Source organism: Nocardioides sp. cx-169 (genome assembly GCF_021083605.1).
Taxonomy (GTDB): Bacteria; Actinomycetota; Actinomycetes; order Propionibacteriales; family Nocardioidaceae; genus Nocardioides.
The window spans coordinates 743671-769912 of sequence record NZ_JAJNRO010000004.1; the positions used below are offsets into that span (position 1 = coordinate 743671).

General features: G+C 70.7%; 24 protein-coding genes. 15 read left to right on the forward strand and 9 right to left on the reverse strand.

From position 1 onward, the window contains the following. Window positions 1-2 precede the first annotated feature (2 nt). The 7 genes from LRP67_RS09375 (at window position 3) to LRP67_RS09405 (ending at window position 8394) form a co-directional block, all read left to right on the forward strand. Window positions 3-1538 (forward strand): sugar ABC transporter ATP-binding protein, encoded by a 1536-nt coding sequence (locus LRP67_RS09375; protein ID WP_231269896.1) that lies wholly within the window; start codon window positions 3-5, stop codon window positions 1536-1538. After that, window positions 1531-2598 (forward strand): ABC transporter permease, encoded by a 1068-nt coding sequence (locus tag LRP67_RS09380; RefSeq protein WP_231269897.1) that lies wholly within the window; start codon window positions 1531-1533, stop codon window positions 2596-2598. The genes LRP67_RS09375 and LRP67_RS09380 overlap by 8 nt, the downstream gene beginning before the upstream one ends. Next, a complete protein-coding gene (locus LRP67_RS09385; protein ID WP_231269898.1) occupies window positions 2595-3797 on the forward strand; it encodes a hydroxylase in 1203 nt (400 codons plus the stop codon). Before LRP67_RS09380 ends, LRP67_RS09385 begins: the two co-directional genes overlap by 4 nt. Before the next feature lie 50 nt (window positions 3798-3847). Beyond that, on the forward strand, window positions 3848-5254 hold the full coding sequence (locus LRP67_RS09390) for an MFS transporter (RefSeq protein WP_231269899.1): 1407 nt from the start codon (window positions 3848-3850) through the stop codon (window positions 5252-5254). 129 nt (window positions 5255-5383) lie between these two features. Next, window positions 5384-6241: an alpha/beta fold hydrolase gene (locus LRP67_RS09395; protein WP_231269900.1), complete on the forward strand. Its 858-nt coding sequence runs from the start codon at window positions 5384-5386 to the stop codon at window positions 6239-6241. Between the two features lie 28 nt (window positions 6242-6269). Then, on the forward strand, window positions 6270-7442 hold the full coding sequence (locus LRP67_RS09400) for a hydroxylase (protein WP_231269901.1): 1173 nt from the start codon (window positions 6270-6272) through the stop codon (window positions 7440-7442). A gap of 52 nt (window positions 7443-7494) precedes the next feature. Then, complete coding sequence (locus LRP67_RS09405) at window positions 7495-8394, forward strand: VOC family protein (RefSeq protein WP_231269902.1); 900 nt, start codon at window positions 7495-7497, stop codon at window positions 8392-8394. A gap of 64 nt (window positions 8395-8458) precedes the next feature. Here LRP67_RS09405 and LRP67_RS09410 read toward each other — a convergent pair whose 3' ends face one another. Continuing rightward, a complete protein-coding gene (locus tag LRP67_RS09410; RefSeq protein WP_231269903.1) occupies window positions 8459-9709 on the reverse strand; it encodes a flavin reductase in 1251 nt (416 codons plus the stop codon). Between the two features lie 240 nt (window positions 9710-9949). Between LRP67_RS09410 and LRP67_RS09415 the strand changes: the two genes are divergently transcribed. Beyond that, a complete protein-coding gene (locus tag LRP67_RS09415; RefSeq protein ID WP_231269904.1) occupies window positions 9950-10531 on the forward strand; it encodes a TetR/AcrR family transcriptional regulator in 582 nt (193 codons plus the stop codon). Continuing rightward, complete coding sequence (locus tag LRP67_RS09420; protein WP_231269905.1) at window positions 10528-11151, forward strand: TetR/AcrR family transcriptional regulator; 624 nt, start codon at window positions 10528-10530, stop codon at window positions 11149-11151. Before LRP67_RS09415 ends, LRP67_RS09420 begins: the two co-directional genes overlap by 4 nt. Here the strand turns inward: LRP67_RS09420 and LRP67_RS09425 are convergent. The 8 genes from LRP67_RS09425 to LRP67_RS09460 form a co-directional block, all read right to left on the reverse strand. Further along, on the reverse strand, window positions 11148-11564 hold the full coding sequence (locus LRP67_RS09425) for a carboxymuconolactone decarboxylase family protein (protein WP_231269906.1): 417 nt from the start codon (window positions 11562-11564) through the stop codon (window positions 11148-11150). The genes LRP67_RS09420 and LRP67_RS09425 overlap by 4 nt on opposite strands. Next, window positions 11561-12433 (reverse strand): NAD(P)-dependent oxidoreductase, encoded by an 873-nt coding sequence (locus LRP67_RS21845; protein WP_231269907.1) that lies wholly within the window; start codon window positions 12431-12433, stop codon window positions 11561-11563. The genes LRP67_RS09425 and LRP67_RS21845 overlap by 4 nt, the downstream gene beginning before the upstream one ends. Beyond that, window positions 12430-13884, reverse strand: a complete 1455-nt coding sequence (locus tag LRP67_RS09435; RefSeq protein ID WP_231269908.1) for an aldehyde dehydrogenase family protein — start codon at window positions 13882-13884, stop codon at window positions 12430-12432. The genes LRP67_RS21845 and LRP67_RS09435 overlap by 4 nt, the downstream gene beginning before the upstream one ends. A gap of 1 nt (window position 13885) precedes the next feature. Next, on the reverse strand, window positions 13886-14743 hold the full coding sequence (locus LRP67_RS09440; RefSeq protein ID WP_231269909.1) for an SDR family NAD(P)-dependent oxidoreductase: 858 nt from the start codon (window positions 14741-14743) through the stop codon (window positions 13886-13888). Continuing rightward, entirely contained in the window at window positions 14740-15564 is an 825-nt protein-coding gene (locus LRP67_RS09445) for an SDR family oxidoreductase (protein ID WP_231269910.1), read from the reverse strand. Before LRP67_RS09445 ends, LRP67_RS09440 begins: the two co-directional genes overlap by 4 nt. A gap of 79 nt (window positions 15565-15643) precedes the next feature. Continuing rightward, window positions 15644-16615 carry a cyclase family protein gene (locus LRP67_RS09450; RefSeq protein ID WP_231269911.1) on the reverse strand — a complete coding sequence of 324 codons (972 nt, stop codon included), beginning with the start codon at window positions 16613-16615 and terminating at the stop codon, window positions 15644-15646. Window positions 16616-16651: 36 nt separating this feature from the next. Then, window positions 16652-17530: an alpha/beta fold hydrolase gene (locus LRP67_RS09455; protein ID WP_231269912.1), complete on the reverse strand. Its 879-nt coding sequence runs from the start codon at window positions 17528-17530 to the stop codon at window positions 16652-16654. A gap of 265 nt (window positions 17531-17795) precedes the next feature. Beyond that, window positions 17796-18020: a hypothetical protein gene (locus LRP67_RS09460; RefSeq protein WP_231269913.1), complete on the reverse strand. Its 225-nt coding sequence runs from the start codon at window positions 18018-18020 to the stop codon at window positions 17796-17798. A gap of 188 nt (window positions 18021-18208) precedes the next feature. Between LRP67_RS09460 and LRP67_RS09465 the strand changes: the two genes are divergently transcribed. Genes LRP67_RS09465 through LRP67_RS09490 form a run of 6 tightly spaced genes read left to right on the forward strand, consistent with a single transcriptional unit; the run spans window position 18209 to window position 26232 of the window. Then, the gene (locus LRP67_RS09465; protein WP_231269914.1) at window positions 18209-19792 is read left to right on the forward strand and encodes a thiamine pyrophosphate-dependent enzyme; all 1584 of its coding nucleotides are present in this window, start codon (window positions 18209-18211) and stop codon (window positions 19790-19792) included. 41 nt (window positions 19793-19833) lie between these two features. Next, window positions 19834-21018, forward strand: a complete 1185-nt coding sequence (locus LRP67_RS09470) for an acyl-CoA dehydrogenase family protein (protein WP_231269915.1) — start codon at window positions 19834-19836, stop codon at window positions 21016-21018. Between the two features lie 17 nt (window positions 21019-21035). Continuing rightward, a complete protein-coding gene (locus LRP67_RS09475; protein ID WP_231269916.1) occupies window positions 21036-22397 on the forward strand; it encodes an MmgE/PrpD family protein in 1362 nt (453 codons plus the stop codon). Continuing rightward, window positions 22394-23524 carry a citramalate synthase gene (locus tag LRP67_RS09480; protein ID WP_231269917.1) on the forward strand — a complete coding sequence of 377 codons (1131 nt, stop codon included), beginning with the start codon at window positions 22394-22396 and terminating at the stop codon, window positions 23522-23524. Before LRP67_RS09475 ends, LRP67_RS09480 begins: the two co-directional genes overlap by 4 nt. Continuing rightward, on the forward strand, window positions 23521-24777 hold the full coding sequence (locus LRP67_RS09485) for a CaiB/BaiF CoA-transferase family protein (protein ID WP_231269918.1): 1257 nt from the start codon (window positions 23521-23523) through the stop codon (window positions 24775-24777). The genes LRP67_RS09480 and LRP67_RS09485 overlap by 4 nt, the downstream gene beginning before the upstream one ends. A 3-nt stretch (window positions 24778-24780) precedes the next feature. Further along, window positions 24781-26232: a benzaldehyde dehydrogenase gene (locus tag LRP67_RS09490; protein ID WP_231269919.1), complete on the forward strand. Its 1452-nt coding sequence runs from the start codon at window positions 24781-24783 to the stop codon at window positions 26230-26232. The last annotated feature ends 10 nt before the right edge of the window (window positions 26233-26242 follow it).

Here is a 26242-nt window from a genome sequence, read left to right on the forward strand (position 1 = left end):
CCATGGCCGCTCGCCTGGAGGCCCTCAAAGTCAGCAAGACCTTCGGTTCGACCACCGTCCTCGACGAGGGCTACCTGGTGGTGGAGCCGGGCGAGATCCACGCACTCGTGGGTCAGAACGGATCGGGGAAGTCGACCCTGGTGAAGATCCTCACCGGGTACCACGCTCCCGACCCGGGGGCCTCCCTCTCGGTGGACGGGCAGCCGCTCGCGCTGCCCGTCCAGTGGCGATCGGCCCAGGCGGCCGGCGTCTCGGTGGTGCACCAGGACATGGGGCTCCTGGACCACCTCACCGTCAGCGAGAACATCGGGGTGGGCGGCTTCGCCCACCACGGGCTGACGCGCAAGATCGACTGGAAGAAGCAGGACGAGGTCGCGCGACGGACCCTGGAGCGCCTCGAGATCCCGGTCGACGTGCACGCGCTGGTGGGCTCGCTCCCCGGCGCCCACCGCGCCAGCGTGGCGATCGCCCGTGCGCTGCGCGACCAGGTGGCGGGGGAGGGCGTGATGATCCTCGACGAGGCGACGCGCTCCCTCCCGCGCGACGAGCTGGCGCGCTTCCACACGCTCCTGCGCCGCATCGCGGCCAGTGGCACCTCGGTGATCATGGTCAGCCACAACCTCGAAGAGGTGCTCAACGTCAGCGACCGGGTCACCGTGCTGCGAGACGGCAAGGTCGCCGGTGGCGGCCTCGAGACCCAGGCGCACTCCGAGCGGGACCTCGCCCGGCTGATGCTGGGCAAGAACGTCGACTCCCTCGCGGGTCGGCGCTCGCAGGTCCAGGCGGGCACCGTGGCGGCGAAGGTCGAGGGGCTCACGCTCGACGGCTTCGCGCCGTTCGACCTCGAGATCGCCAAGGGTGAGGTCGTCGGCATCACAGGTCTGCCGGGCACCGGCTTCGAGCAGGTGCCCTACGCGATCGCCGGGGCGACCCGGCCGGCCGCAGGCAGCCTGACCACGGAGTCCGGGAGCCTGAACCTGGCCAAGGCCCACGTCTCCCAGACGATGAAGGCAGGCGTGGCGCTCGTACCCGAACGTCGTGACCGAGAGGGTCTCGCCGTTGACCTCAGCGTCCGCGACAACCTGGTCCTGCCCAGCCTGCGACGGAAGGGCAAGCCCTGGCACGTCGGGCGGGGCTGGCAGCACAGCATCACCAACGACTTCATCGACAAGCTCGGCATCCGGGCGCGCTCCGGCGAGGACCTCGTCCGTGAGCTGTCGGGCGGCAACCAGCAGAAGGTGCTGTTCGCCAAGTGGCTGTCCCTGGCACCCAACGTGCTGGTGCTCCACGAGCCGACCCAGGCGGTCGACGTCGGCGCCCGCGCCGACCTCCTCAACGCGATCGGCGCGGCAGCGGCCGCCGGGGCCGGGGTCATCCTGGTCAGCACCGAGCCGTCCGACCTCGCCGAAAGCGCGGACCGCGTCCTGGTCCTGCACCCGGGTGCCCCGGCCCGGGAGCTGGTCACGACCGACCCGGACGCCATCCTCAACGCCATCTACTCCGAAGCAACGACTACCGCTGGAGGGCCTCATGCCTGAAGCCGACCCCCTCGTCACCGACGACGCACCCCGCATCTTCGACGACGGGTCCCTTGCGGCCGTCGCCGAGACGCCCGAGGCCGAGAAGCACCATCGTTCGGCCGCCCGCCCGTCGTGGGGCAGCGAGATCCTCAGCCGCTATGCCCTGATCGTGGTGTGGGTGGCGATGGCCGGCTACTTCGCCGTTCGGATGCCCGACACCTTCCTGACCCACGGCTCGTTCTCCTCCATCTTCGGCTCCCAGCAGGTGCTGGTGTTCCTGGCCATGTCGGTCATGGTGACGCTGGTCGTCGGCGAGTTCGACCTCTCGGTGGCCTCGGTCATGGGCCTCTCCGCCACGATCGTCCCGGTCATGGCCGGGGTGCACGGCTGGAACATCTGGGTGGCCTGCCTCGCCGGCCTCGGTGCGGCCATGCTCGCGGGGGTGGTCAACGCGTTCTTCGTCGTCATCCTCGACGTCTCGTCGTTCGTCGTGACGCTGGGCATGGGCACGCTGCTGATCGGCATCTCGCAGTGGATCTCCAACCAGACCATCGTCTCGGTCAACGACCCCAGCCTGTCCAAGCTCTCGATCTACCCGATCTTCGGCATGCCCGTGTCCTTCTACTACGGGATCGCGCTCGCGTTGGTGGTCGCCTACATCCTCGCGTTCACGCCCCTGGGCCGGAGCATGATCTTCGTCGGCGCCAACCGCGAGGTGGCTCGGCTCGCCGGCATCCGGGTCCAGCGCATCCGCTTCGGCGCCTACATCTTCGGCGCACTGCTGTCCGGTCTCGCCGGAGTCATCCTCGTCGCCACCCTGGGTGGGGCGGACTCGTCGACCACGATGGCCTACCTGCTGCCGGCGCTTGCCGCGGTGTTCCTCGGCACGGCGGTCGTGCACCCCGGGTCGTTCAACCCGATCGGGACGATGGTGGCGATCTACTTCCTGCAGACCGGCATCTTCGGTCTCCAGCTCCTGGGCGCCAAGGGCTGGATCACCAACGTCTTCTACGGCGCCGGCCTGGTCATCGCGGTCGCCGTGGCCAAGATCGTCCGAGACCGGTCGACGCGCGCATGATCGCCGTACGGGACGACACACAGCGCAGCACCCGTGCCCCCCTCGAGGTGGTCCGCGAGCACGCCGAGACGCTCCGCGACGAGGCGCTGCTCGGTGACCAGCAGGGACTCATCACGCAGCGGACGGCCGACATCCTGGCCGCCTCGGGCGGGATGAAGCTCCTGTTGGCGCAGGACCTCGGTGGCTACGAGGCCCACCCGAACGACTTCTTCGACTGGGTCATCGCCGTGGGCGAGAACCAGCCGTCGGCCGGGTGGATCACCGGCGTCGTGGGGGTGCACCCCTGGCAGATCTCGATCATGAACGACCAGACCCAGCAAGAGATCTACGGGGAGGGGCCGGACCCGTGGGTCGCCTCGCCGTACGCCCCCTTCGGGCGGGCGCGCCGGGTCGACGGTGGTTACCTGCTCAGCGGCCGCTGGCCCTTCTCGACCGGCACCGACTACTGCGACTGGATCATCCTCGGCGGCATGGTCGCCGACGACCAGGGTGAGGCGCTCACCCCGCCGGACGTGCGGCACTTCGTGCTGCCGCGCCGCGACTACGAGGTCGTTCCCGACTCGTGGAAGGTGCTGGGTCTGAGGGGCACCGGCTCCAAGGACGTCCGCATGGCCGACGTCTTCGTCCCGGACCACCGGGTCTACAGCGCGGTGGACATGTACGGGGGCAAGTACGCCCGGGAGAACCGGCCCGGACAGACGCTGTACCAGATGATGTTCGGCCTGATGTTCCCCGCGGCCATCTCCGCGGGCACGTTCGGCATCCTGCGCGGTGCGGTGCGGGAGTACGCCGAGCACATCGCGGGGCGCGTCACCGTATCCGGCGTCACCTCTCGCACCGATCCGTTCCAGCTGAGCGCACTGGCGCGTGCCGAGTCCGACGTCGAGGCGAGCATCGCCCACTTCCGCTCCCTCGTCGCGGAGGTCTACGACCACGTCTCGCGCGGCCACGAGGTCACCGACGAGCAGCGGCTGCGGTTCCGGCGCGACCAGGTGCGGGCGACCACCCGCTCGATCGCGGCGCTCGACGAGCTGTTCCGGTCCTCCGGCGCCTCCTCGATCCAGGACGGGCACCCGGTGGAGCGATTCCGGCGTGACCTCCACGTCGCCGCGACCCACATGTGCAACGTGCCCGAGGCGGCCTACCAGAACCACGGCAACTGGCGCTTCACCGGCGAGCTCCCCCGGGGGGCCTACTGACTCCGCACGGCGTCCGCACGGCGGCACGGCCGCGGGCCACGCTCGCGGTCGTGTTCGTGTCCAGTGCGCTGATCGGGCTGAACGCCACCATGCTCAACGTCGCCCTGCCCGACGCGGTGGCGGACCTGGGCGCGTCCGCGTTCCAGGGCTCGTGGATGGTGCTGGCCTACATGCTGTTCAGCGGCGCCCTGTTGGTGCTGATGGGGCAGGTCTCGGACCGCTACGACCCCCGTCGCGTCTTCCTCTCCGGACTGATGACCTTCGTCGCCGCCAGCCTCACGCTGGTCGTGGCCCAGGATCCTTGGCTGTTCATCGTCGCCCGCGCCGTCCAGGGCGCCGGCGGCGCCATGCTCCTGGCGAACTCCGCCGCCATCGTGGTGCTGCTCTTCCGCGGCCCCGGGCTCGGCGGCGCCATGGGGGTCTACCTGGCCGGATTCGCCGTGGCCCAGACCGCGGGCCCCAGCATCGGGGGCGTCGCGACGACCCTGGGGTCCTGGCGCTGGATCTTCATCCTCACGCTGGCCGTCGCCGCGCTCACCCTGGCCTTCGCCTGGGGGATCCTCCGCTCCCTGCCGGTGCGGTCGTCACCCAGCCAGGCCGGATCCGCAGTGGACTGGGCCGGCAATGCCTTGATCTTCGCCGCGGTCGCCGCTCTGCTCCTCGGGCTGTCGCGCGCCCAGGACGCGGGCTGGCTGAGTGTCGAGCTGGTCGGGCCCGTGCTCGTCTCGCTCGTGCTGCTCCGACTCCTGCTGGCCGTGGAGCGACGCTCGCGTCACCCGGCGCTCGACCTCGCGCTGCTGCGCAGCCGCAGCTTCACCTCCGCCAACTACGCCGGCGCTGTCCTCATCGTGCCGCGGCTGGTCACGGCCATCCTGATCAGCCTCTACCTCCAAGGAGTGGTGGGGGACGGGCCCGCCGAGGCCGCGCTCAAGATCACCCCGCTGCCGGCGGGGGTCGCGCTCGGCAGCCTCCTCGGCGGCCGGCTGACCCGCTACGACGAGCGGCTGGTCGCCCTCTGCTACTCGGTGGTCGTCCTCGCGGGGGTGGGTGCCCTGCTGACCTGGCTGCTGATCGATGGCCCGACCGCGCTCCTGCTGGTCGCCTTGGCCGTGGTGGGTCTGTCCACGGGGGCCTTCTCCACGGTGAACAGCACGACGATCCTGCACGAGGCGCCGGTGGAGCGGGCCGGCAGCGTCAACGCGGTCCGGACCCTGTTCCAGCTCCTGGGGACCATGGTCGGCACCTCGCTGATGCTGACGCTGGTCGCCGGAGGCCTGGCCGCCGGGCAGGCCGAGCAGTTCCTGGCCGGCGGCCACGACCGGCTGAGCGCATCGACCCAGTCGCTGCTCGACCAGCACTTCGCGCTCGCGTTCGTCGTGATGGCGCTGATGGTGCTGAGCGCCATCGGCGCCTCGGTGCTGTTGGTGCGCAGCCCTCGCGTGAACACCTCGGGATGAGTCTGCCGAAAACCTTGTGGTCCGCGCCACATTCTTCGTACACTTGCTCTGGAGTAATCACTCTAGGGAAGCAATGGCCGAGGCCAGTGATTCCGAGCGAACAGCAGCGACAGTGAGGGTTGAAACCTAATGAGTGACCAGCTGAGCGAGAGCTCGACCAGCCGCTTCGTGCAGACGAAAGAGTGGAATATTCACTACAACGAGGCCGGTGAGGGTGACCGCCACGTCGTCCTGCTGCATGGGAGCGGCCCGGGGGCCACCGGATGGAGCAATTTCAAGCAGAACCTCGGCGCCCTCGCGGACGCCGGCCTGCACGTCTACGCCGTCGACATGCCGGGCTGGGGCAAGTCGGAGACCTGCCCGCCCGACCGCCTCGACCACGTCGAGGTGGCGGTCCAGCTCCTGGACGCGCTGGGGATCGACAAGGCCGCCTTCGTCGGCAACTCCATGGGCGGCATCACCACCCTGCGTCTTGCCGTTGAGCACCCGGACCGCGTCTCGCACATCATCACGATGGGACCGGGCTCCGGCCCGGGTGCCCCCAAGCTCTTCAGCGCGCAGGACGGTCCCTCGGAGGGCATGAAGATCCTGGTGCAGGCCTACCGGGACCCCTCGCCCGAGAACATGAAGAAGATCGTCGAGGTCATGACCTTCGACGCCCGGTTCGTCACCGACGAGCTGGCCCAGGAGCGGGCCGCCAACGCGCAGGCCTACCCCGAGCACCTCGAGAACTACCTGGCCGCCACCGCGAAGTTCGGCGGCATCATCCCGAAGTGGTTCTCACTGGCGGACCTGGCCAAGGTCGAGATCCCCGCCCTGCTCATCCACGGTCGCGACGACCGGGTCGTCAGCTACGAGCACTCGATGCAGCTCGTCGCGACCCTCAAGAACTCCCGGATGGTCCTGCTTGCCCGATGCGGCCACTGGGCCCAGGTCGAGCACGCCGAGCCGTTCAACCGCATGGTCGCCGAGTTCGTCACGGCCTGACCTCCCGGACCTCAACAAGGAGCACACGATGACCGACGTCATGAAGAACATCGCGGCCAGTGCGGACACCCTCCGCGCCGAGGCCGAGGCGAGCGACGCCCTGGGCAAGCTCACCGACACCACCGCCAGGCTCATCAAGGAGTCCGGCATCATGCGCATGCTGCAGCCCAAGGAGTGGGGCGGCTTCGAGTCGCACCCCTCCGACTTCCTCGAGGCAGCCATGGAGATGGGCCACCACCAGCCGTCCGCCGGCTGGGTCAGCGGCGTCGTGGGCCTGCACCCGTGGGAGCTCGGCCAGTTCGACCCGCGCCTGTGCGAGGAGCTGTGGGCCGAGGACCCCGACACCTGGGTCGCCTCGCCGTACGCGCCGTTCGGTCGCGCGATCCCCGTCGACGGCGGCTACCAGCTCAGTGGGCGGTGGACCTACTCCTCGGGCACCGACCACTGCCAGTGGGTGGTCATCGGCGGCATGGTCGCCGATGAGGCGGGCAACCCGCTGCAGCCGCCGCAGGTGCGACACTTCGTGATCCCGCGCGGCGACTACGAGATCGTCGAGGACTCCTGGAACACCCTGGGCCTGCGGGGCACCGGGTCCAAGGACCTCATCCTCAAGGACGTCTTCGTCCCGGACTACCGCACGGTCAGCTCGCCGGACATGAACGAGCTGAAGTACGCCTACCGCCAGGAGGGCAAGCCGCTCTACAGGATCAACTTCCCGGTGATGTTCTCGGCCGGCATCGGCGCCGCCACCCAGGGCGTCGCCCAGGGCGCGCTGATGGTCTACCGCGAGTACCTCGAGCGTCGCGTCGACGCGTTCTCGGGGAGCGCCGCGAAGAAGGAGCCGAGCTTCCTCCTGCTCTACGGGGAGGCCGCCTCCGACATCGCCGCGAGCCGCTCGCACCTGCTGACGTCCATGAGCGAGGTCTACGACTACCTCTCCAAGGGTGGCGAGCTCACCTGGAGCCAGCGGCTGACCTTCCGTCGGGACCAGGTCCGTGCCTCGCGTCGCGCCGTCGACGCGATCGACCGGCTCTACAAGAGCGCCGGCGCCGCCTCGATCCACCGGTCCCTGCCCAACGAGCGCTACTGGCGCGACAGCCAGACGGCTCTCGTGCACATCTGCAACGTGGCGGAGAACATCTACCAGCTCTGGGCCCTCGACGACCTCGGCGACGAGGAGCCGCAGTTCGCGTTCGTCTGAGCCACCGCCCGTACGCCCGATCTTCATCCAGGTCGAAAGAGAGAACAACAACATGATCAAGTCACTTGCCTACGTCGGCGTCCGGTCACCCCGCTACCAGGAGTGGGAGACGTTCGGTCCCGACTTCCTCGGTGCCATGCTCACCGAGCCGGGCCCGGACGGCGCCGTGCGCCTCAAGCTCGACGACGCCCTGTGGCGCCTCCAGATCCACCCCGGCGAGAAGGACGAGACCGCCTACTTCGGCTGGTCCGTGGACTTCGAGGACGACCTCGACACCATGGCCGCGACCCTCGCCGAGGCCGGCGTGGTCGCGACGTTCGGGGACGACGAGCACGCGGCGTCTCGCAGCGTCAACAAGCTGATCTTCTTCGACGACCCGTGGGGCTTCCGTCACGAGATCAGCTGGGCCCAGTCGTTCAAGGTGGCCAGCTTCCGTCCGGGCCGCAACATCGACGGCTTCGTCACGGGCGACCAGGGGCTGGGCCACATCCTGCTGTTCGTCCCCGACATCGAGAAGGGGCACGACTTCTACAGCGGCGTCATGGGCTTCGACCTGTCGGACAAGATCCTGTTCGACGGCTTCAAGGCGCACTTCTACCACGTCAACGCGCGCCACCACACCTTCGCCATCGGGCAGGGGCCGGAGGGCGTCGGCGTCTTCAACCACCTCATGCTGCAGTACAAGAGCATGAACGACGTGGGCACCGGCTGGGACCTGGTCGAGAAGATGGACATCCCGCTCGTGCTGAGCCTGGGACGTCACTCCAACGACCAGATGTTCAGCTTCTACGTCACCACGCCCTCGGGCTTCAACATCGAGTACGGCTACGACGGCATGGAGATCACCGAGAACTGGCAGCCCAAGGTCTTCCACCAGAACCAGATCTGGGGCCACAAGTTCCAGGAGGAGGCGCGCTCGCGCCCGCCGGGGATCGTGCACCCGCTGGCCTGATCGCGGCACGCGCCTGAGGCCTCGGACCCGATCGGGTCCGAGGCCTCATGCCGTGGGCGGCTCGCTACCGGGGGAGACCGGGGAAGTCGCCGTCGTACCAGGCGTGGTAGTCGTGCAGGTGCGAGGTCGCGCCGGGTCCCGCGAGGTCGCGCTCGACACCGGCGGCGGCGTCCTTGACCAGGTCGATCCACGCATTGACGGTGCGGCCGGTGGCACCGCGAGGGAGCTGGCGGACCCGCAGGGTCATCACGATGGCGCCGCTGGGGTCGCGGACGGGCACGACGATCGACCCGAGGTCGTAGAGCTCGTCTTCCACGATGTCCAGCGACTCGTAGAAGCTGGAGAACTGCGAGATCTGCGCGCGCAGCGCCCGCTCGCGAGCGGGCGTGGCCTGGCCGCTGGCGTACTCGATGAGGGCCTCGGACAGGGTCTCGTACTGCTCGTGGCCGCTGGACCCGATGATCGACAGTGCGGCACCGCGGGTGCGGACGGTCTCGAGTCGCTGGCGATAGCGCTCCACCACCTCGGGCTCCTGGGGCAGCGCCCTGGACAGCCACCGCTCCACGACCTCGTTCGGCGCGCCGGCAACCCAGGCCTCGCCGATCGGCGGCATCAGCGGCAGCCGGCGGCCGAGGTGCTCGCTCATGGAGGCGTCGCCGGCGTAGGAGCTGATCGCCGTTGTCAGCTCGTCCGGGCTGATCTGCACCAGGCAGGCAGCCTCGCAGCCGAGCCGCTCGGCCAGCCTCTCGACCGGCCGGCGCGCGGACTCCGCGAGCCGGATCGCCGAGATCAGCTCGGCGTCGCCCTGCGCGGCCATGCCTCGGGGGTTGAAACCCCCGTAGCCGCCCTGGAAGAAGAGCAGGGGAGTGGCCGGCCGGCTCACGGCCATGTCCAGCACCCGGCACAGGACGATGTCGTGGTCGCCCGCCTCGACGACCGTGTCGTCGACGCAGTGCACGTGCGCGACGGCGTCGCTGAGCATGGGGGCGCCGTGGGCGGAGGTCTCCCAGGCGACGCCGTCGAACTTGTCGGGGCGTGGCGCGGCCATCGTGCGGCACAGCTCGAGCTGGTCGTGGGCGAGCACGTTGATGCAGTACGACGGCGCGTTGCGCAGCCGGGCATAGGTGCCCGAGCCCCGCGTGGGCATGAACGTGACCAGCGGCGGATCGAGGGAGACCGCGCTGAAGGTACCGACCACCATCCCGACCGGCTGGTCACCGTCGAACCCGGTGACCACCGCGACGCCCGTAGGGTAGTGGCCCATCACCTCGCGGAAGGTGGCGCCATCGATGGTGGGGGTGGCGTCGTCGCCCATAATCATCCCTTCGCAAGCGCTTCCTTGGAGTGGCCACTACAGACGTGATGGCGGCGCTTGAAGTCCAGATACCGAGTCTAACCTGACCCGTCGTCGAATGCTATGCGCGCGAGCGAGCGTTTCCCTGTAGCGAGGCAAGGCACATTTGGTGCTGTTGCTCGTGGTGGGGGTGTGGTGCAATGGGGCGTGGCCAGGAAGACAGACCGTCGACACCGACAAGGCGACGAGTCCCGTCAGGCCGTGATCGAGGCCACGCTGGACATCGCCTCCGAGCGAGGCTACGACGGCACCACCGTCGCGCTGGTGACCGAGCGGACCGGCCTGCCGGCGAGCTCCATCTACTGGCACTTCGGCAGCAAGGACAAGCTGCTCGCAGCGACGCTAGAGCACAGCTACGACCAGTGGCGTTCGGCGATCGGACCTTGGGCGACCAACGGCGAGCCCGGCCCCTTGCCCGAGAAGCTCGAGTACCGCATGCAGAAGGCCTCGGTCGGATTCGCCATGAACCCCCAGTTCTGGGGGCTCGGGTTGCTCCTCGCGATGCAGCAGCGGGTCGAGGAGCCCGCGGCGCGCCGGATCTTCGTCGACGTCAGGCGGCTGACGACCGAGGGCATCCGCAACGATTGGCGCGAGCTGGTCGACCCGGCCGCGCTCGAGCGGGACCCGACGATCCCGAACCGGCTCGCGGAGTTCTACATGATCCTGATGGACGGGATGTTCGTCCACGTGCGCAGCACGGCCGCCCGGGACGTCCCGCGGATGGTCTCGCTGATCGCCGACGGCATGGCGGCGATGATGCTCGAAGAGGGGTGGGCATCATGACCCCATCGGCCGCGGCGCAGGCCAAGGACGGGGCCGCCCAGGAGGGCTCCAAGGACCGCATCCTGTCCGCGACCGCCGCGCTGGTGCGCGAGCGGGGACTGGACGGCACGACGATCGCGGCCGTGTGCGCGCGATCGGGGCTGCCCGTCTCCTCCATCTACTGGCACTTCGAGGACAAGGACGCCCTGTTCGCCGAGGTCCTCCACACCAGCTACACGAGCTGGCTCGCCGCGGCGCCCCTGGGTGAGGGCGCGGCCGGCAGCCGGGACCTCGCCGAAGTGCTCGAGAGCGCCATCCGATCCTTGCAGGGGATGCCCGACTTCCTGGTCGTCGGCATGCAGCTGCTGCTGGAACGACGCGACCAGTACGAGCGCGCTCGGGTGCTGTTCTCCGAGATCCGGGCCCAGATCGCCGGCATGATCACCGCCTGGCTGCTGGAGGCCCTGCGGCCGCACCCCGACCCGCTGCTGGCACAGGACCTGTCGCGGCTGGTGGTCGCGTTCTCCGACGGCGCACTGGTCGCGGCGCAGGTCGACGAGGGATTCGACGTGGAGGTCTACGTCCAGCTCTTCCTCGGGACCTTCGTGCGCGCCGCGCGGCGCCACAGCGAGCGTCGTTAGGGCGCGAGGTCGGGGCTGGGCTCGAGACCGACCGCGCCGACCTCGGCGACCCAGGCCTCCAGGCCCTCCTGGAAGGCGACGACGCCGGCCTCGGGGAGGGCGATCTCGATGGCCTCGAGGATCTCCTGGGGGGACACGCCGATCTCGAGCGCGACCCGGATGTGGCTGCGGATGTGGGCCTGCGAGGAGCGCATCACCGTGAGGCTGAGGATGAACAGCAGCTCCTTGGTCCTGCGGTCGAGCAGCCGCTGCTCGAGGTACGCCGCGGAGACCAGGCCGTTGGCCGCCTTGAGCACGTCGAAGTCGTGGGCGGCCATCGTCTTGTGATAGCCGAGCACGTACCCGCGCTTGCGGGCCATGTCGTCGATGTAGGCCTGGGCGGCCCCGTCGGCGGGAGTCTCGGCGGGGGTCATGAGGCGTCCTTGTCTCGTACGTAGGGAGCGATCGCGGTGTGATCGGAGCCGGGCGCGAGCTCATCCTCGGCCTCGGCCCACAGCGCGGTGGCGGCAGCGCCGAGCCGGGCCGGGAGGTCGACCTCCTCGCACAGGCTCGAGGCCGTGCGCATGTCCTTGACCAGGAGCGTCAGGCTGAAGCCGGAGTCGAAGGTCTCGGGGACGACGAAGGTGGGGTACTTGTACTGCGTCGACCAGCTGCGGCCGGTCGAGGTGTTGATGACGTCGAGCATGACGTCGTACTCCAGACCGAACCGGCGCCCGGCCTCGATGGCCTCGCTGGAGGCCAGCAGATGGACGCCGGAGAGCAGGTTGTTGAGCGCCTTCAGCGCGTGTCCCGCACCTGGGCCGCCGACGGGCTTGACGGTCCCGAGCTCGGCCAGCAAGCCGCTCACGCGCTCCACTGCCTCGGGCTCGCCGCCCACCATGACGGTGAGCGTGCCCGCCATGGCCCCGACGACGCCGCCGGAGACCGGTGCATCGGTGAGGGCGACTCCGCGCTCGGCCAGCGAGCGCGCCAGCGCGCGGGTGCGCATCGGGTCCGAGGAGCTCATGTCGACGACGGTGGTGCCGGTGGGGAGGACGTCGTGGAGGCCGTCGACGACGGCCTCCACGACCTCGGAGTTCGGCAGCATCAAGACCACGATCGCGGTGCCGTCGACGGCGTCGACGGCAGAGCCCGCGGTCGTGAGTCCGGCCTCCTGTGCTCGGGCCACGGCGCCGGCGTCGACGTCATGGCCGGTCACGCGATGGCCGGCCGCCACCAGCCTCAGCGCCATGGGCAGACCCATGTTGCCGAGGCCGATGAAGGCGAGATGCTGCGCGGTCACAGGCCCCGCTGCTGCAGCGTGTCGGCCAGCGCCGGGGTCAGCTTGTAGGAGTGCCACTCCAAGTAGTGGTCGAAGCCCTCCACACCGTTCTCGCGCCCGACGCCGGAGCCCTTCACGCCACCGAAGGGCGCGGAGAGCGGGACGTCGAAGCTGTTGACCGCGGCCGTGCCGGTGTCGATGCGCTTGGCCAGCTCCAACGCGTGCTCCGGGTCCTTGGAGTGCACGGCACCATGCAGGCCGTACTCGGAGTTGTTGGCGATCGCGACGGCCTCGTCCTCGGTGTCGTAGGGCAGCACCGAGAGCACCGGCCCGAAGATCTCCTCCTGGGCGATGCGCATGTCGCTGGTCACGTCCGCGAACACCGTGGGCTCGATGAACCAGCCACGTTCGAGGCCGGCCGGCACGCCGCCGCCAGCGGCGAGCCGGGCACCCTGCTGGCGACCGCTCTCGATCAGGCCGAGCACCTTGTCGCGCTGGCGCTCGCTGACGACCGGGCCCATGGTGGTGGCCGGGTCCATCGGGTCGCCCAGTACGTGACGGCGTGCGCCCTCGGCCAGTGCCTCGACGATGGCATCCTGCAGGCGGCGGGGGACCACGATGCGGGAGAGCGACGCGCAGATCTGGCCGCTGTTGGCGAACCCGAAGCCGAGCAGCGGCGGGATCACGTCGGCCAGGTCCACGTCGTCGCAGACGATCGCGGCCGACTTGCCACCGAGCTCGAGCTGGAGCCGCTTGAACTGCGGGCCGGCCACCGCGGCGATGCGGGCGCCGGTCGCGGTCGACCCGGTGAAGGCGATCTTCCGCACGTCGGGGTGTGCCACGAGGGCCTCACCCGTCTCGGGGCCGCCCACGACCAGGTTGGCGACGCCCGGCGGCAGCCCGGCGTCGGTGAAGATCCGCATGAGCGCCGCCCCGGTGAGGGGGGACTCCAGCGCCGGCTTCAGCACGATGGTGTTGCCGCACAGCAGCGCCGGGATCAGCTTCTTGAGCTCGTTGCGCACCGGGACGTTCCACGGAACGACGCCGGCGACCACGCCGATCGGCTTGCGCATGACCAGCGCGTCGCCGAGCGAGTCGCGGCGCACCTGCTCGAACACCACCTTCTCCACCGACTCGACGTACATGCGGGTCAGCGGAGCCGACATCGAGAGGTGCTCCGAGTACGGCGCACCGATCGAGAGGGTCCGCAGCCGGGCGAGCTCGGGCGCGCGCTCCTCGATCAGCTCGGCGATGCGCAGCACCACCTGCTGCCGCTCGGCCAGCGGGGTGTCGCGCCAGACCCCGGACTCGTGCGCCAGCCTGGCCGAGCGCACGGCATCGTCGACGTCGGCGCCGTTGGCGAGGGAGACGGTGGCGAAGTACTCCTCGGTCGCCGGGTTCTGGACCTGGAACTCACCGGCGAGACCGTCGCGGGCCTGGCCGTCGATATAGACGCCTGGGACGTGCTCCATGTCAGGACCCGCTCTCGATCAGGTGGGGCAGGTACTCCGCGAGGCCCTCGACGCTCCAGGCGCCGGTGTTGCGCACGAAGGTCGTGGTGCGCTCGACGCGCAGCGGCGGACCGTAGACGCACACGTCGTTGCCCGACGCGTAGAGGAACTGTCCGGTGAAGTCCTTGGCCTCGTCGAGGCACAGGTAGGCGACCGCCGGGGCGATGTACTCGGGCTCCATGTGCATGGAGACCGGCATCCCGCCGAACAGCCGCGTCTCGGCGGCACTCGAGAAGAGCTGGGTCTGCGCACTCGGCAGCAGGCAGTTGACGGTGATCCCGTGCTCGGCGAGCTCGAGGGCCGCGGCCGAGGAGAGGCCCATGATTCCGGCCTTGGCTCCCGAGTAGGCGACCTCGGCGCCGAACAGGCCGCCGCGCGAGGAGACCGTGACGATCCGGCCGCCGTCGCCCTGGGCGATCATCTGCTTGGCCGCGGCGTTGAGGCAGGCGACGTGGCCGTCGAGGTGCACGCCGGTGATGTTGTCCCAGACGTCCTGGCCGATGTCGGTGATGCGGGCGGGGTTGAACGTGCCCGCGCTGGTCACCAGGAAGTCGACGCGGCCGAAGCTCGCGACGGCGACGTCGACGATCGCCTGGGCGCCCGCGAACGTCGCGACGCTGTCGGTGCTCGCGGCACCCTCGCCGCCCGCCGCCACGATCTCGTCGACGACCAACTGTGCGGCGGAGACGCCGTCCTCGCCGACGAAGAAGTCGTTGACGACGACCTTGGCCCCGCGCCGGGCGAGCTCGAGCGCGCACGCGCGGCCGAGGCCGCGTCCGCCACCGGTGACGATGGCCACCTTGTTCGTGTAAGTCTTCATGCCTGCCTCTGCACCTTTCCGATGTCGACCAGGTTGTTGAGGAACTGCCCGACGGTGGCGGAGTCCGCCTCGCCGTCGAAGCGGACCTGGACGTTGGCGTTCTGCATGACCATCGGCATCGAGTAGAAGCCGACGTCGCTGCCCCCGACGTAGACGAACTTTCCGTTGACGCCCTCGGACTCCTCGCCGGCCAGCCACGCGACGGTGGGGCCGAACATGTCGACCTCGCCGGTCGGGGCCGGCACGCCGCCCTGGTAGGCGCCCGGGACGCCGAGCAGGAGGCCGTTGACGCGGACGGAGGTGTCGCGCAGCCCGGCCGAGGCCGCGCTGCTCAGGGAGAGCAGGGCCGCGTTGGCGGCGGACTGCGCCGCTCCGGGGGCGACGAAGGTCGACGCGGAGTTGAGGACGACGATGCGACCGCCGGTGTCCTGGCCGGCCATGACGGCGCTCGCCGCGCGGGTCAGCGCGACCGCGCGGGTGACGTAGGCGGACTTGTAGTCGGTCCAGCTCTCCTCGTCGAGGTCGACGAGCGAGGGCGCGTCGTCCGGGGCCACGGGGGTGACCAGCGCGTCGACGGAGCCGTGCTCCTCGACGATGGCCGCGACGAGCTCCTCCGCGTCGGCGAAGGTGGCGACGGGACGGGTGGTGACCTGGACCTGGCTCCCGAGATCCGCGGCGACCTGGTGGGCCGTCTTGGTCTCCTCGGGGGTCTGGGCCTGGATCACCACGCGGGCGCCGGCGTCGACCAGGGCCCGGATGGCGGGCAGGTTCCTGACCGCACCTCCGGCTACCAGGGCCTGTGTGCCGTTGAGGCTGGACATCGCACTCCTTACTGTTCGTGCTGTCGGCGGCCCAGGGCGTCCCGGTGCTCCGGGACGGCCGCTGGACCGAGGGGGTTCTTCACTTGAGCGCTTGCGGGTTGCAGGCGGAGCCGACGGCTCCGTCCACGAGCAGCGGCGCGGCCACCAGCAGGAACTCGTAGGTCCCGTCGGCGGCGCAGTCGGCGGCGAGCTCGTCGAGGGACCAGAGCTCGCCCATGTGCACGCCGGCGCCCTGCAGCAGCAGTGCGTGGACGGGCGCGTGCTCGCCGAAGGCGGAGGTCTGGGCCGGGATGATCTCGACCGAGAAGGTGTCGGCGGCAACGGCGGTGACGTCGCGCTCCAGGAGCCACGCGGCCGCGGAGACGCCGAGGCCGGTGTTGATCCCGGTGCCCCACTCGGGGCCCCAGTCGCCGGTGCGGGCAGCCAGGCCGAGGCGACCGGTGCGCACGAGCACGAAGTCGCCCTCGCCCACGGTGACGCCCTGGCGCTCACAGCACTGCTGGAGGTCGTCGGCCTCGATGGCCTCGCCGATGTCGAGGTGGTCGCGGCCGGTCAGGGCCGGCACGTCGAGCAGCACGCCGCGCCCGACCATGCGGTCGGCCGCCTCGGTGATCGAGTTGGCCTCGGTGCCGCCGGAGCGCACGTGCTCGGGGCCGCGGTCGTTGTACATGCGGCCGTCGTGGAAGGCGTGGGAGAGCGCGTCCCAGTGGGTCGAGCTCTGCAGCGGCATCACGATCACGTCGTCGGTGAAGCTGATGCCGGAGCCGCCCTCGGCGTAGAAGTGCCGAATGTCATCGCCCGAGCGGGTGAAGGTGTGGACGGGGGCGAAGCGCCCGCCCATGAAGACGGTGGGTCCGTTGGGGCCTATCGGGTGCGCCAACGAGAACACCGCGCCCTTGCGGACCAGGCCCGCGGCGGCGGCGACCCGCTGCGGGGTCACCAGGTTGAGCGCGCCGCGCTCGTCGTCCACGCCCCACCGCCCCCACCGCCGGTGCTCGGCGGCGAGGGCGGCGAAGCGTTCTTCACTGACCGCGAGGTCGCGAGTCGTCATCCGAAGGCCTCTCGAGGCGTGAAGGTGGTGGAGATGTCAGATCAGTCCGGCCGCGAAGTTGTCCACGAGCGTCTTGAAGCGGTCGGCCTGCTCGACCTGGCTCCAGTGGCCGCACTTGGCCAGGATGTACAGGTCGGCGTTGGGCAGGTGCTCGGCGATGTACTTGCTGGCCTCGGGCGGGACGACGGCGTCGTCGCGCCCGTGGATCACCAGGGCGCGCACGTCGATCGCGGCCAGCTCCTCGACCGAGTAACGCGGCGGGTTGCCCACCCGGGCGAAGGTGGCCATGTGGGAGCGGCGGATGTCCTCGCGGTCTGCGATGGTGTAGCGCTCGTGGGAGAGCTCGGCGATGCGGGGGCCGAAGGCCTCCTTGTCGTAGACGAACTCGAGCAGGAGGTCGCCCATGCCCTCGGGGCTGTGGTTGTCGTAGTATCGGACCAGCTTGCCCAGCGCGGGCAGCAGCGGCAGGTCCGGCGCGCCGCCCGAGCCCATGAGGACCATGCTGTGCAGGCGCTCTGGCTGCAGCTGGGCCATGCGGAGCGTGTAGAGACCGCCGAGGGAGTTGCCGAGCGGGATCACCTGGTCGACACCGAGCTCGTCGAGCATCGTGAAGATCTTGTCGATGCGCAGGTCGCGGTTGGCCTCGTAGCCCTGGGGCGAGGGGTCCGGGTGGCTGGAGTCGCCGAAGCCGATGATGTCGGGGGCGATGCAGTGGTACTTCGCGCCGAGCGACTCCAGCATGGCCGTCCAGTTGGAGAGGCCGCTGACACCGGGGCCGGAGCCGTGCAGCATCAGCAGCGAGGGCTGTCCGGGCTTGCGCTCGCCGGACTCGTTGACGCGCATCGTCAGCCCGTCGCCCACCTCGACGTCGTGGGAGCGGATCGCGGCCGGTGCGGCGATGGTGTCAGTCGTCATGTGTGCCTTCTTCTGATTGGCGGACGCGGCGATCGTGGCCTACGTCACTGGAGGGCTCGTTACAGAGAGTGAGGCTAGCCGGGGAAGATGTGCCCGGCAAGGACTTCCAGAATTCGCCCTCGTCTGCATGATGTGCCTTGTCCAAGAACTCTAAGCACCTAGAGCATTCATTACATGGACGGTTTCCGTTGGCCGGGAGGACAGTCGACCCCTCCCGTGGTCGAGCGGGGGAGTGCGCCGGGGCCGCTTCGCGCGGCCGGGGGCCTCACCAGGTCTGGACGAGCTCACGCAGGATCGCGGCCGACTCGCGGCACCGGCCCTCGGGGACCAGGTCGTGGGCCTCCCACAGGCGCGAGCGCAGGCCGGCCAACCTGGCCAGCTCCGTAGCGGAGCCGCTGTGCTCGGCGGCGGTCACCTGGATGTCGACCAGGCTCCACAGGGCGTCGATCTCGCTCTCGCGGTAGATGAGGTCCGCGAAGGACGTCGCCACATCGAGACGGTCGGCGATCGCCAGCAGCGTCTCCGGGTCGAGCGAGGTGACCTGGTAGATGCGGTTGCGGCGGATCCGGCCTCCGTTTCCATGCCGTCACTGTAGGAATCCGGGTCTGCGCACAGAGTGCAGTTCCACTCACTGCGAGGTTGCCAGTGTGGCCCACGAGGGCTGACGAGAGTGGAGCCATGGGTACCGTCCGCGACCAGCTCTTCGAGACGCTGCGCCACCTCGAGATGACCACGATCTTCGCCAACCCGGGTTCGACCGAGGTGGCGCTGCTGACCGACCTGCCCGACGACCTCGACTTCGTGCTCGCGCTGCACGAGAACTCAGTCGTCGCGATGGCCGCGGGCCATGCCCTGGCCGCCGACCGGCCGTCGCTGGTGCTGCTGCACACGACCGCCGGCTTCGGCAACGCGGTCGGGGCCATCGCCACCGCCCGGACCAACCACGCGCCGCTCGTCATCCTGGTGGGCCAGCAGGACCGCCGGCACATCGCCTCGGAGCCGTTCCTGGCCGGACACCTGGACGGTCTCGCGGGTGACTACCCGGTCTCCATCCGGACGCCGGCCTGCGCGCAGGCCATCCCCGGCGCCGTCCAGCGCGCGTACCACGAGGCGGTCCTCGGACGCGGTCCCGCGGTCGTCATCGTCCCGATGGGCGACTGGGACGAGCCCGCGGAGGAGCAGGCGCGTCCGGCGGCCCCGACCGTCGTACGCCGCAGCCAGGCCGCCGACCCGGTCCTGGGGGCCGAGCTGTCGGCGCGCCTGGACGCTGCCCGGCACCCGGCGATCGTGGTCGGTCCCGAGGCCGACTCCCCGGAGGCCTGGCGTGCCATCGCCGCGCTGGCGGACCGGCTCGACGCCCCCGTGTGGCAGGAGTCCTCGGCCTCCCAGGCCGGCTTCGCGCACGACCATCCCCGCTTCCGCGGCCACCTGCCGCCGCTGCGCCCGGGCCTGCGCAAGGCGCTGGCCGACCATGACCTCGTGCTCGTCGTGGGGGGCCCGGCGTTCCGCCAGGGCACCTACCGCCCCGGCCCCTTCGTGGAGCCCGGCACCGACGTCGTGGTCGTGACCCAGCTCGAGGACGTGGCCACCTACAGCGCCGCGGACCTGGTCGTCCTCGGCGACGTGGTCGCCGTCGTCGCCGACCTGGCCGAGCGGGTCGCTCCTCGCGCCGACGCGACGGCCTTCGAGCCGCGCGACCTGACCCACCTGGTGCCTGCGACCGACGGCCCGCTGCGCGCGGAGCACGTCTACGCCGCGGTGGCCGCCCGGCTCCCCGCCGAGTCGACCGTGCTGGAGGAGAGCCCCTCCACGCGGTCCAAGCTGCTCGAGCTGATGCCGGCCCGGGCGCCGTTCGGCTTCCTTACCATCGCCCAGGGCGGCCTCGGCTTCGCGATCCCGGCGTCGACCGGCGTCAAGATGGCGCGCCCCGACCGGCCGGTCGTCGCGATGGTCGGCGACGGCGCCAGCCTCTACGGCATCCAGGCGCTCTGGAGCGCGGCCCACTACCGGGTCGGGACGCTCTACGTGATCCTCAACAACGGCGGCTACGCCGTGATGGACCGGCTTGCCGCCGACCACGGTGGCAAGCCCCCGTGGCCCGGGTTCGGCGAGATCGACCCCGGCCTGCTCGCCCAAGGCTTCGGCTGCGCGTCGATCCGGGTCGAGAGCCACGAGCAGCTGCTCGCGGTGCTCGACGAGGTCGTGCCCACGCTGGGCGAGCGCCGCGAACCTCTCCTGCTCGACGTCCGCGTCGAGTCCTGACACCCCCTCCTGACAACCCGAGTCCCGAGTAAGGAACCCCCATGGCGAAAGACTGGCTGGCCGACGACCTGATCACGGAGGAGCAGGAGTCCATTCGCGACGCCGTCTCCGACCTGGCGCAGAAGTACCCCCAGGAGTACTGGACCGAGCTCGACCGCGCCGAGGAGTACCCGGACGACTGGGTGAAGGAGCTCACCGACAACGGCTGGCTCTCGATGCTCATCCCCGAGGAGTACGGCGGCGGCGGCGCCACGATCAACGAGTCGTGCATCGTGCTGGAGACCCTGAACCGGTGGGGCAACTCGGCCGGACTGATCCACGCGCAGATGTACCAGATGGGCGCGGTCCTGCGGCACGGCAGCGACGAGCAGAAGCAGAAGTGGCTGCCCCAGATCGCCAACGAGGGCCTGCGCCTGCAGTCCTTCGGCGTCACCGAGCCGGACGCCGGCACCGACACCACGCGCATCCGCACGTTCGCCAAGCGCGAGGGCGACCACTACATCGTCAACGGCGGCAAGATCTTCACCTCCCGCTTCCTGCACACCGACCTGATGCTGCTGCTGGTGCGCACCGAGCGCTACGAGGACGTCGAGAAGAAGACCGACGGCATCTCGGTGCTGCTCGTCGACGTGCGCGAGGCCAAGGAGAACGGCCAGATCGAGTCGCGCCCGATCAAGGTGATGAGCAACCACGAGACCAACCAGCTGACGTTCACCAACCTCAAGGTCCCCGTCGAGAACCTCATCGGCGAGGAGGGCAAGGGCTTCAAGGTGATCCTGTCGGGGATGAACTCCGAGCGGGTCAGCGTGGCGTCTGAGTACATCGGCGCCGGCCTCTACTTCATCGACCGTTCGGTGGGCTACGCCAAGGAGCGCGAGGTCTTCGGACGGCTTATCGGCAGCAACCAGGGCATCCAGTTCCCGATCGCCCAGGCCTACGTCGAGCTCAAGGCCGCCAGCGTCATGCGCTGGGAGGCCGCGCGCCTGTACGCCGCCGGCAGCCGCGAGGGCTTCTACGCCAACGCGTGCAAGTTCCTCGCCGCGGACGCCCAGTGGAAGGCCGCGAACGCCGCCATGGACACCTTCGGCGGCTACGGCCTCACCGAGGAGTTCGGCATCGCCCGGAAGTTCCAGAGCTCGCGCGGCTCGCTGATCGCTCCGATCAGCCGCAACCTGATCCTGGCGGGCATCGCCCAGCGCGAGCTCGGCATGCCGCGGTCCTACTGAGCATGGCGGGAGCAGCGATGACCGGCGCGACCGAGACGATCGCGGACTTCGCCACGTCTGCGCGGTCGGGCGTCTCGCCCACCGCGCAGGCGGTGGGGCGGGTCCTCCAGGACACCGTGGCCGTGACCGTGGCGGGGCTCGAGGCCGATGTCGCCGGCCCGCTGCTCTCGTGGCTCGAGGGGGAGCGGGCGCCCGGCGCCGCGGCCCTATGGGGGACCGACGAGACCGCGTCGCCCTCCCAGGCGGCGCTGGTCAACGGCACGCTCTCGCACGCCCTTGACTGGGACGACGCGGTGCCGTCGATGGCCATGCACCCCGGCGCCGTCCTGGTGCCCGCGCTGGTCGCCATGCTGGCGTCCGAGGTCGAGCCGGTGTCGGGCGAGCGCCTGACCCACGCCTTCGACGTCGGCACCGCGGTCTTCCGCGCGGTCTCCGAGGCCCTGCCGCTGGACTACCACTACGGCCGCGGCTGGCACAACACGTCCTCGACGGGCCGGCTCGCCGCCACCGCGGCGCTGGCGCACCTCATCGGGCTCGACGTGGAGCGCACGCGGCATGCCCTCGGGATCGCGGCGTCCGGCGCCGCGGGCAGCCTGGCCAACTTCGGCACGATGACCAAGCCGCTGCACGCCGGTCTGGCGGCCCGCGACGCGGTCGTCGCGGTCGGGCTGGCCCGGCGCGGCTTCACGGCGAACCCCGAGATGCTCGAGACTCGCCGCGGCTTCTTCGCGATGTATGGCGAGAGCTCGCCGGAGCACCTCGGCGCGCTGGGCGAGCGCCTGGCGTTCTGGGAGACCGAGTGGGTCACGGACTGGGCGCTCAAGGTCTACCCGTCCTGCTACGCCACCCATCGGGCCATCGACGCCGCGATCGAGGTGCACCGGCAGGTGGGCGACCCCAGCCGGGTCGCGGCCGTCGAGGTGTCGCTGCCGCACACCTCCACGAGCCCGTTGCTCGACCACCTGCCGACCACCGGCCTCGAGGGAAAGTTCAGCCTCGACTACACGGTGTGCCGGGCCGTGCTCAGCGGTGCGGTCGAGCTCGCGGACTTCACCGACGAGCGGGTCGGCGACCCGCAGGTGCGACGGCTGATGGCGTCGTACCGGCTCGACGCGCGGGTGAGCGAGGCGGCCGAGCACCACACGACCGTCACTGTCACGCTCGACGACGGCTCGGTGCTGCACCACGGCGTCGACGTCACCTACGGCGATGCCCGCAACCCGATCAGCGATGACGATCTGCGCGCCAAGGTCCGCTCCGCTCTCTCGAGCGCCGGGTGGGAGCAGGACGAGGCCGACGAGCTCGCCGACCGGCTCGGGACCATCCCCGCGGCGCCGTCGCTCGGCTGGCTGCAGGACGCGCTGGGGGGACGTCGATGAGCGCCCACGGCCGGCCCACGGTCCGCATCGTCGAGGAGGGCATGCGCGAGGGGATGCAGATCGAGAGCGCCGAGATCACGCTCGACGACAAGCTGCGCCTGCTCGACGCCCTCGGCCGCACGGGCCTGGAGAGCATCAACGTCGGCTCGTTCGTGAGCCCCAAGTGGGTGCCGCAGATGGCGCAGATCGACGAGCTGCTCGCGCGGTTCGAGCCGGTCCCCGGTGTCCACTACTTCGCGCTCGCGCTCAACCAGAGGGGCGTGGAGCGGCGCCAGGAGTACGTCGGCAGCAAGCTCGCGCCCGACTCCGAGATCGGCGTCACCAGCGTCCACCTGTGCGACGTCTTCGTGAAGCGCAACACCGCGCGCGGCCAGGCCGAGGAGCTCGCCGCGATCCCGCAGCGTATCGAGAGCGCGGTGGCCCGTGGGGTCACCGAGGCCTCGATCCGGATCAACGCGGCCTGGGGCTCCAACTGGCTCGGCGGCTTCGACCTCGCCCAGCGCATGGAGCACCTGCACCACCAGGCGGGCGCCTGGAAGGCCGCGGGGGTGCCGGTCACGCACACCTGGATCGGCGACCCGATGAGCTGGAACACGCCCGGCGCGGTCGAGGAGACCATCCGGACGATCACCGAGGAGCTCCCGGAGATCACGACCTTCCACCTGCACCTGCACGACGGGCGCGGCACGGCCCTGCTGTCGGCGTACCAGGCCTTCCGCACGCTGGGCGCCGAGCACACCCTCGTCATCGACTCCTCGATCGGCGGCATGGGCGGCTGCCCCTACTGCGGCAACGGGCGCGCGACCAAGATGATCCCGACCGAGGACCTCGTGCACCTGCTCGAGGGCGAGGGCGTGGAGACCGGCGTCGACCTCGCGGCCCTGATCGAGGCCGCGCACCTCGCGGAGGAGGTCGTCGGGCACGAGCTCTACGGCCACGTCAGCAAGGCCGGTCCCCGGCCCGGACCCGACGCGCTCTACGCCATGGACATGCCGCTGGTCGAGACCATCGAGCAGGCCCAGCACTTCCGCCTCGGCCCGGGCGTCTACGACGACTGCCCCCGGCCGTGGCGTAACCCGATCACGTCACCGGCGCGACCCGAGACCACCCAGGAGCCCACGTCATGACCCACGACCAGATCCCCACCTCCGAGCGCCCCGGCTCGCTGCACGGACTCCGGGTCCTCGAGCTGAGCACCAGCGTCGCCGGGCCGATGTGCGGCCAGGTCCTCGGCGACCTCGGCGCCGAGGTGATCAAGGTCGAGCGCGTCGGCCACGGCGACGACACCCGCGACTGGGCGCCGCCGTCCTGGAACGGCGTCAGCACGGCCTTCCTGGGCCTGAACCGCAACAAGCAGAGCCTCGAGCTCGACTTCAAGACCCCGCGCGGCGCCGAGCTCCTCGAGGAGCTCATCCGCGGCGCCGATGTGCTGGTGCAGAACCTGCGCCCGCAGGCGCTGGCCAAGGCCGGCTTCAGCTGGGAGCGCATGCACGAGCTCAACCCGCGCCTGATCTATCTCGAGATGACCGGTTTCGGCCCGGTCGGCCCGCGCGCCGACGAGCCGGCCTACGACCCGCTGCTGCAGGCCTTCACCGGCATCGTCGCGATGATGCCCGAGGGCTCGGACGGCAGCCCTTCGCGGGTGCCGCTGTCGATCCTCGACAAGGGCACCGCGATGTGGGCGGTGATCGGTGTGCTGGAGGCGCTGCGCCGCCGCGACCAGGAGGGTGTCGGCAGCCACGTCAACGTGTCGCTGCTCAACACCGCTCTGGAGTGGGTCGCGGGCAGCCTGACCAACCAGGCGGCGGGCAACAAGCGCGAGAAGCTCGGCTCGGGCTTCCCCGGTGTGGTGCCCTACGGCGCCTTCCCGACCTCCGACGGTCACATCTTCATCGCTGCCGGCAGCCAGCGCATGTGGCTGCGCCTGTTGGACGCGATCGGCCACCCCGAGCTCGACGAGCGTGAGGGCTTCGGCAGCAACGTCGGTCGCTCCGAGAACCGCGCCGAGGTCATCGCGGCGCTCTCGGAGGTCACCCGTACCTTCGAGCGCGACGAGATCGCCGGGATCCTGCTGGCCGCGGGCGTGCCCAACGCCCCGGTGCGCGCCGCCACCGAGCTGGCCACCGACCCGCAGGTCGTCGCGCTCGGCGCGGTCACGCCGCTGCCGCACCCCGAGGTGCCCGAGTTCGCGGTGGTGGGCCTCCCGATGCAGGTCGACGGCGAGAACCTGCCGCTCACCTCGGCGCCGCCGCTGCTCGGCGCCGACACCCGCGACATCCTCGCCTCGCTCGGCAAGTCCGCCGAGGAGATCGAGGCGCTGCTGGACGAGGGCGTCGTCGGCGCCACCCAGGCACCGGCGCCGGCCGGACAGGGAGGCTGAGCGGTGGGTGAGCTGCTGGGCTCCCGCACGTGGGAGCGTTCGATCTTCTCCGACGGCTGGACCGAGTCGGCACAGACCGTCGACGTCCTCGAGCCCGCCACCGGCCAGGTACTGGCCCAGGTGGGGCTCGCGACGGCCGAGGACCTCGACCGGGCCGTGGCCCGCGCCGCCGAGGCGCAGCGCGAGTGGGCGGCCGTGAGCTACAAGGTGCGCGCCAAGGTGCTCTCCCGCGCAGCGGAGCTGTTCCTCGAGCACGCCGACGAGATCGGGGAGTGGACCGGTCGCGAGACCGGCGCCGTCCGGCCGATGGCCTACGCGCAGGGCGAGACCGGTGCCACCGAGTGCGACGAGGCGGCCGCCCTCGCCGGCGCGCCGTACGGCGAGCTGCTGCGCTCGGCCCAGCCGCGGCTGTCCTTCAGCCGTCAGGTGCCCGTGGGCGTCGTGGGCGTCATCGCGCCGTTCAACGCCCCGATCCTGCTGGCGCTGCGCTCGGTCGCCCCCGCCCTCGCGCTGGGCAACGCCGTGGTCCTCAAGCCCGACCCGCGGACCCCGGTCGTGGGCGGCGTGCTCTTCGCGCGCATCTTCGAGGAGGCCGGCCTGCCGTCCGGGCTGCTGCACGTGCTCACTGGCGGTGCCGACATCGGCGAGGCCCTGGTGCGCCACCCGGCCGTGCCCGTCCTCGCCTTCACCGGCTCCACCCGCGGTGGCCAGGCGATCGCCGCCGCCGCCGCGCCCTACCTCAAGCGGCTGCATCTCGAGCTCGGCGGCAACTCCGCGATGGTCGTGCTCGACGACGCCGACCTGGAGCGTGCGGTCGGCGCCGGGGCCCGCGGCTCGTTCATCCACCAGGGCCAGATCTGCATGGCCACCGGCCGGCACCTGGTGCACGAGAGCATCGCCGGCGACTACGTCGCCGCGCTGGCCGAGGTGGCCCGCTCGATGCCCGTGGGCGACCCGACGCAGGCCGGGGTCGCCATCGGCCCGCTGATCGACGCCTCGCAGCGCGACCGGGTGCACCAGATCGTCACCGACAGTGTCTCCGGCGGCGCGACCGTCGAGGCCGGCGGCACCTACGACGGGCTGTTCTACGCTCCGACCGTGCTGTCCGGCGTCTCGACCAGCACGCCGGCGTACGCGCAGGAGGTCTTCGGACCGGTGGCCCCGGTGATGACGTTCGGCTCCCTCGAGGAGGCGGCCGCTCTGGCGCGCGACTCCGACTACGGGCTCTCGCTCGGCATCATCACCCGCGACGTCATGAAGGGCCTCGCCCTCGCCGACCTGGTCCCCACGGGCCTGGTGCACATCAACGACCAGACGATCAACGACGAGGCGGTGGTGCCGTTCGGCGGCGTCGGCCTGTCGGGCAACGGCGCCCGGCACGGCGGCCAGCGCGCCAACCTCGAGGCGTTCACCGACACCCAGTGGGTGACGGTGCGCGCCGAGCCACCCGCCTGACCTTCCCTCA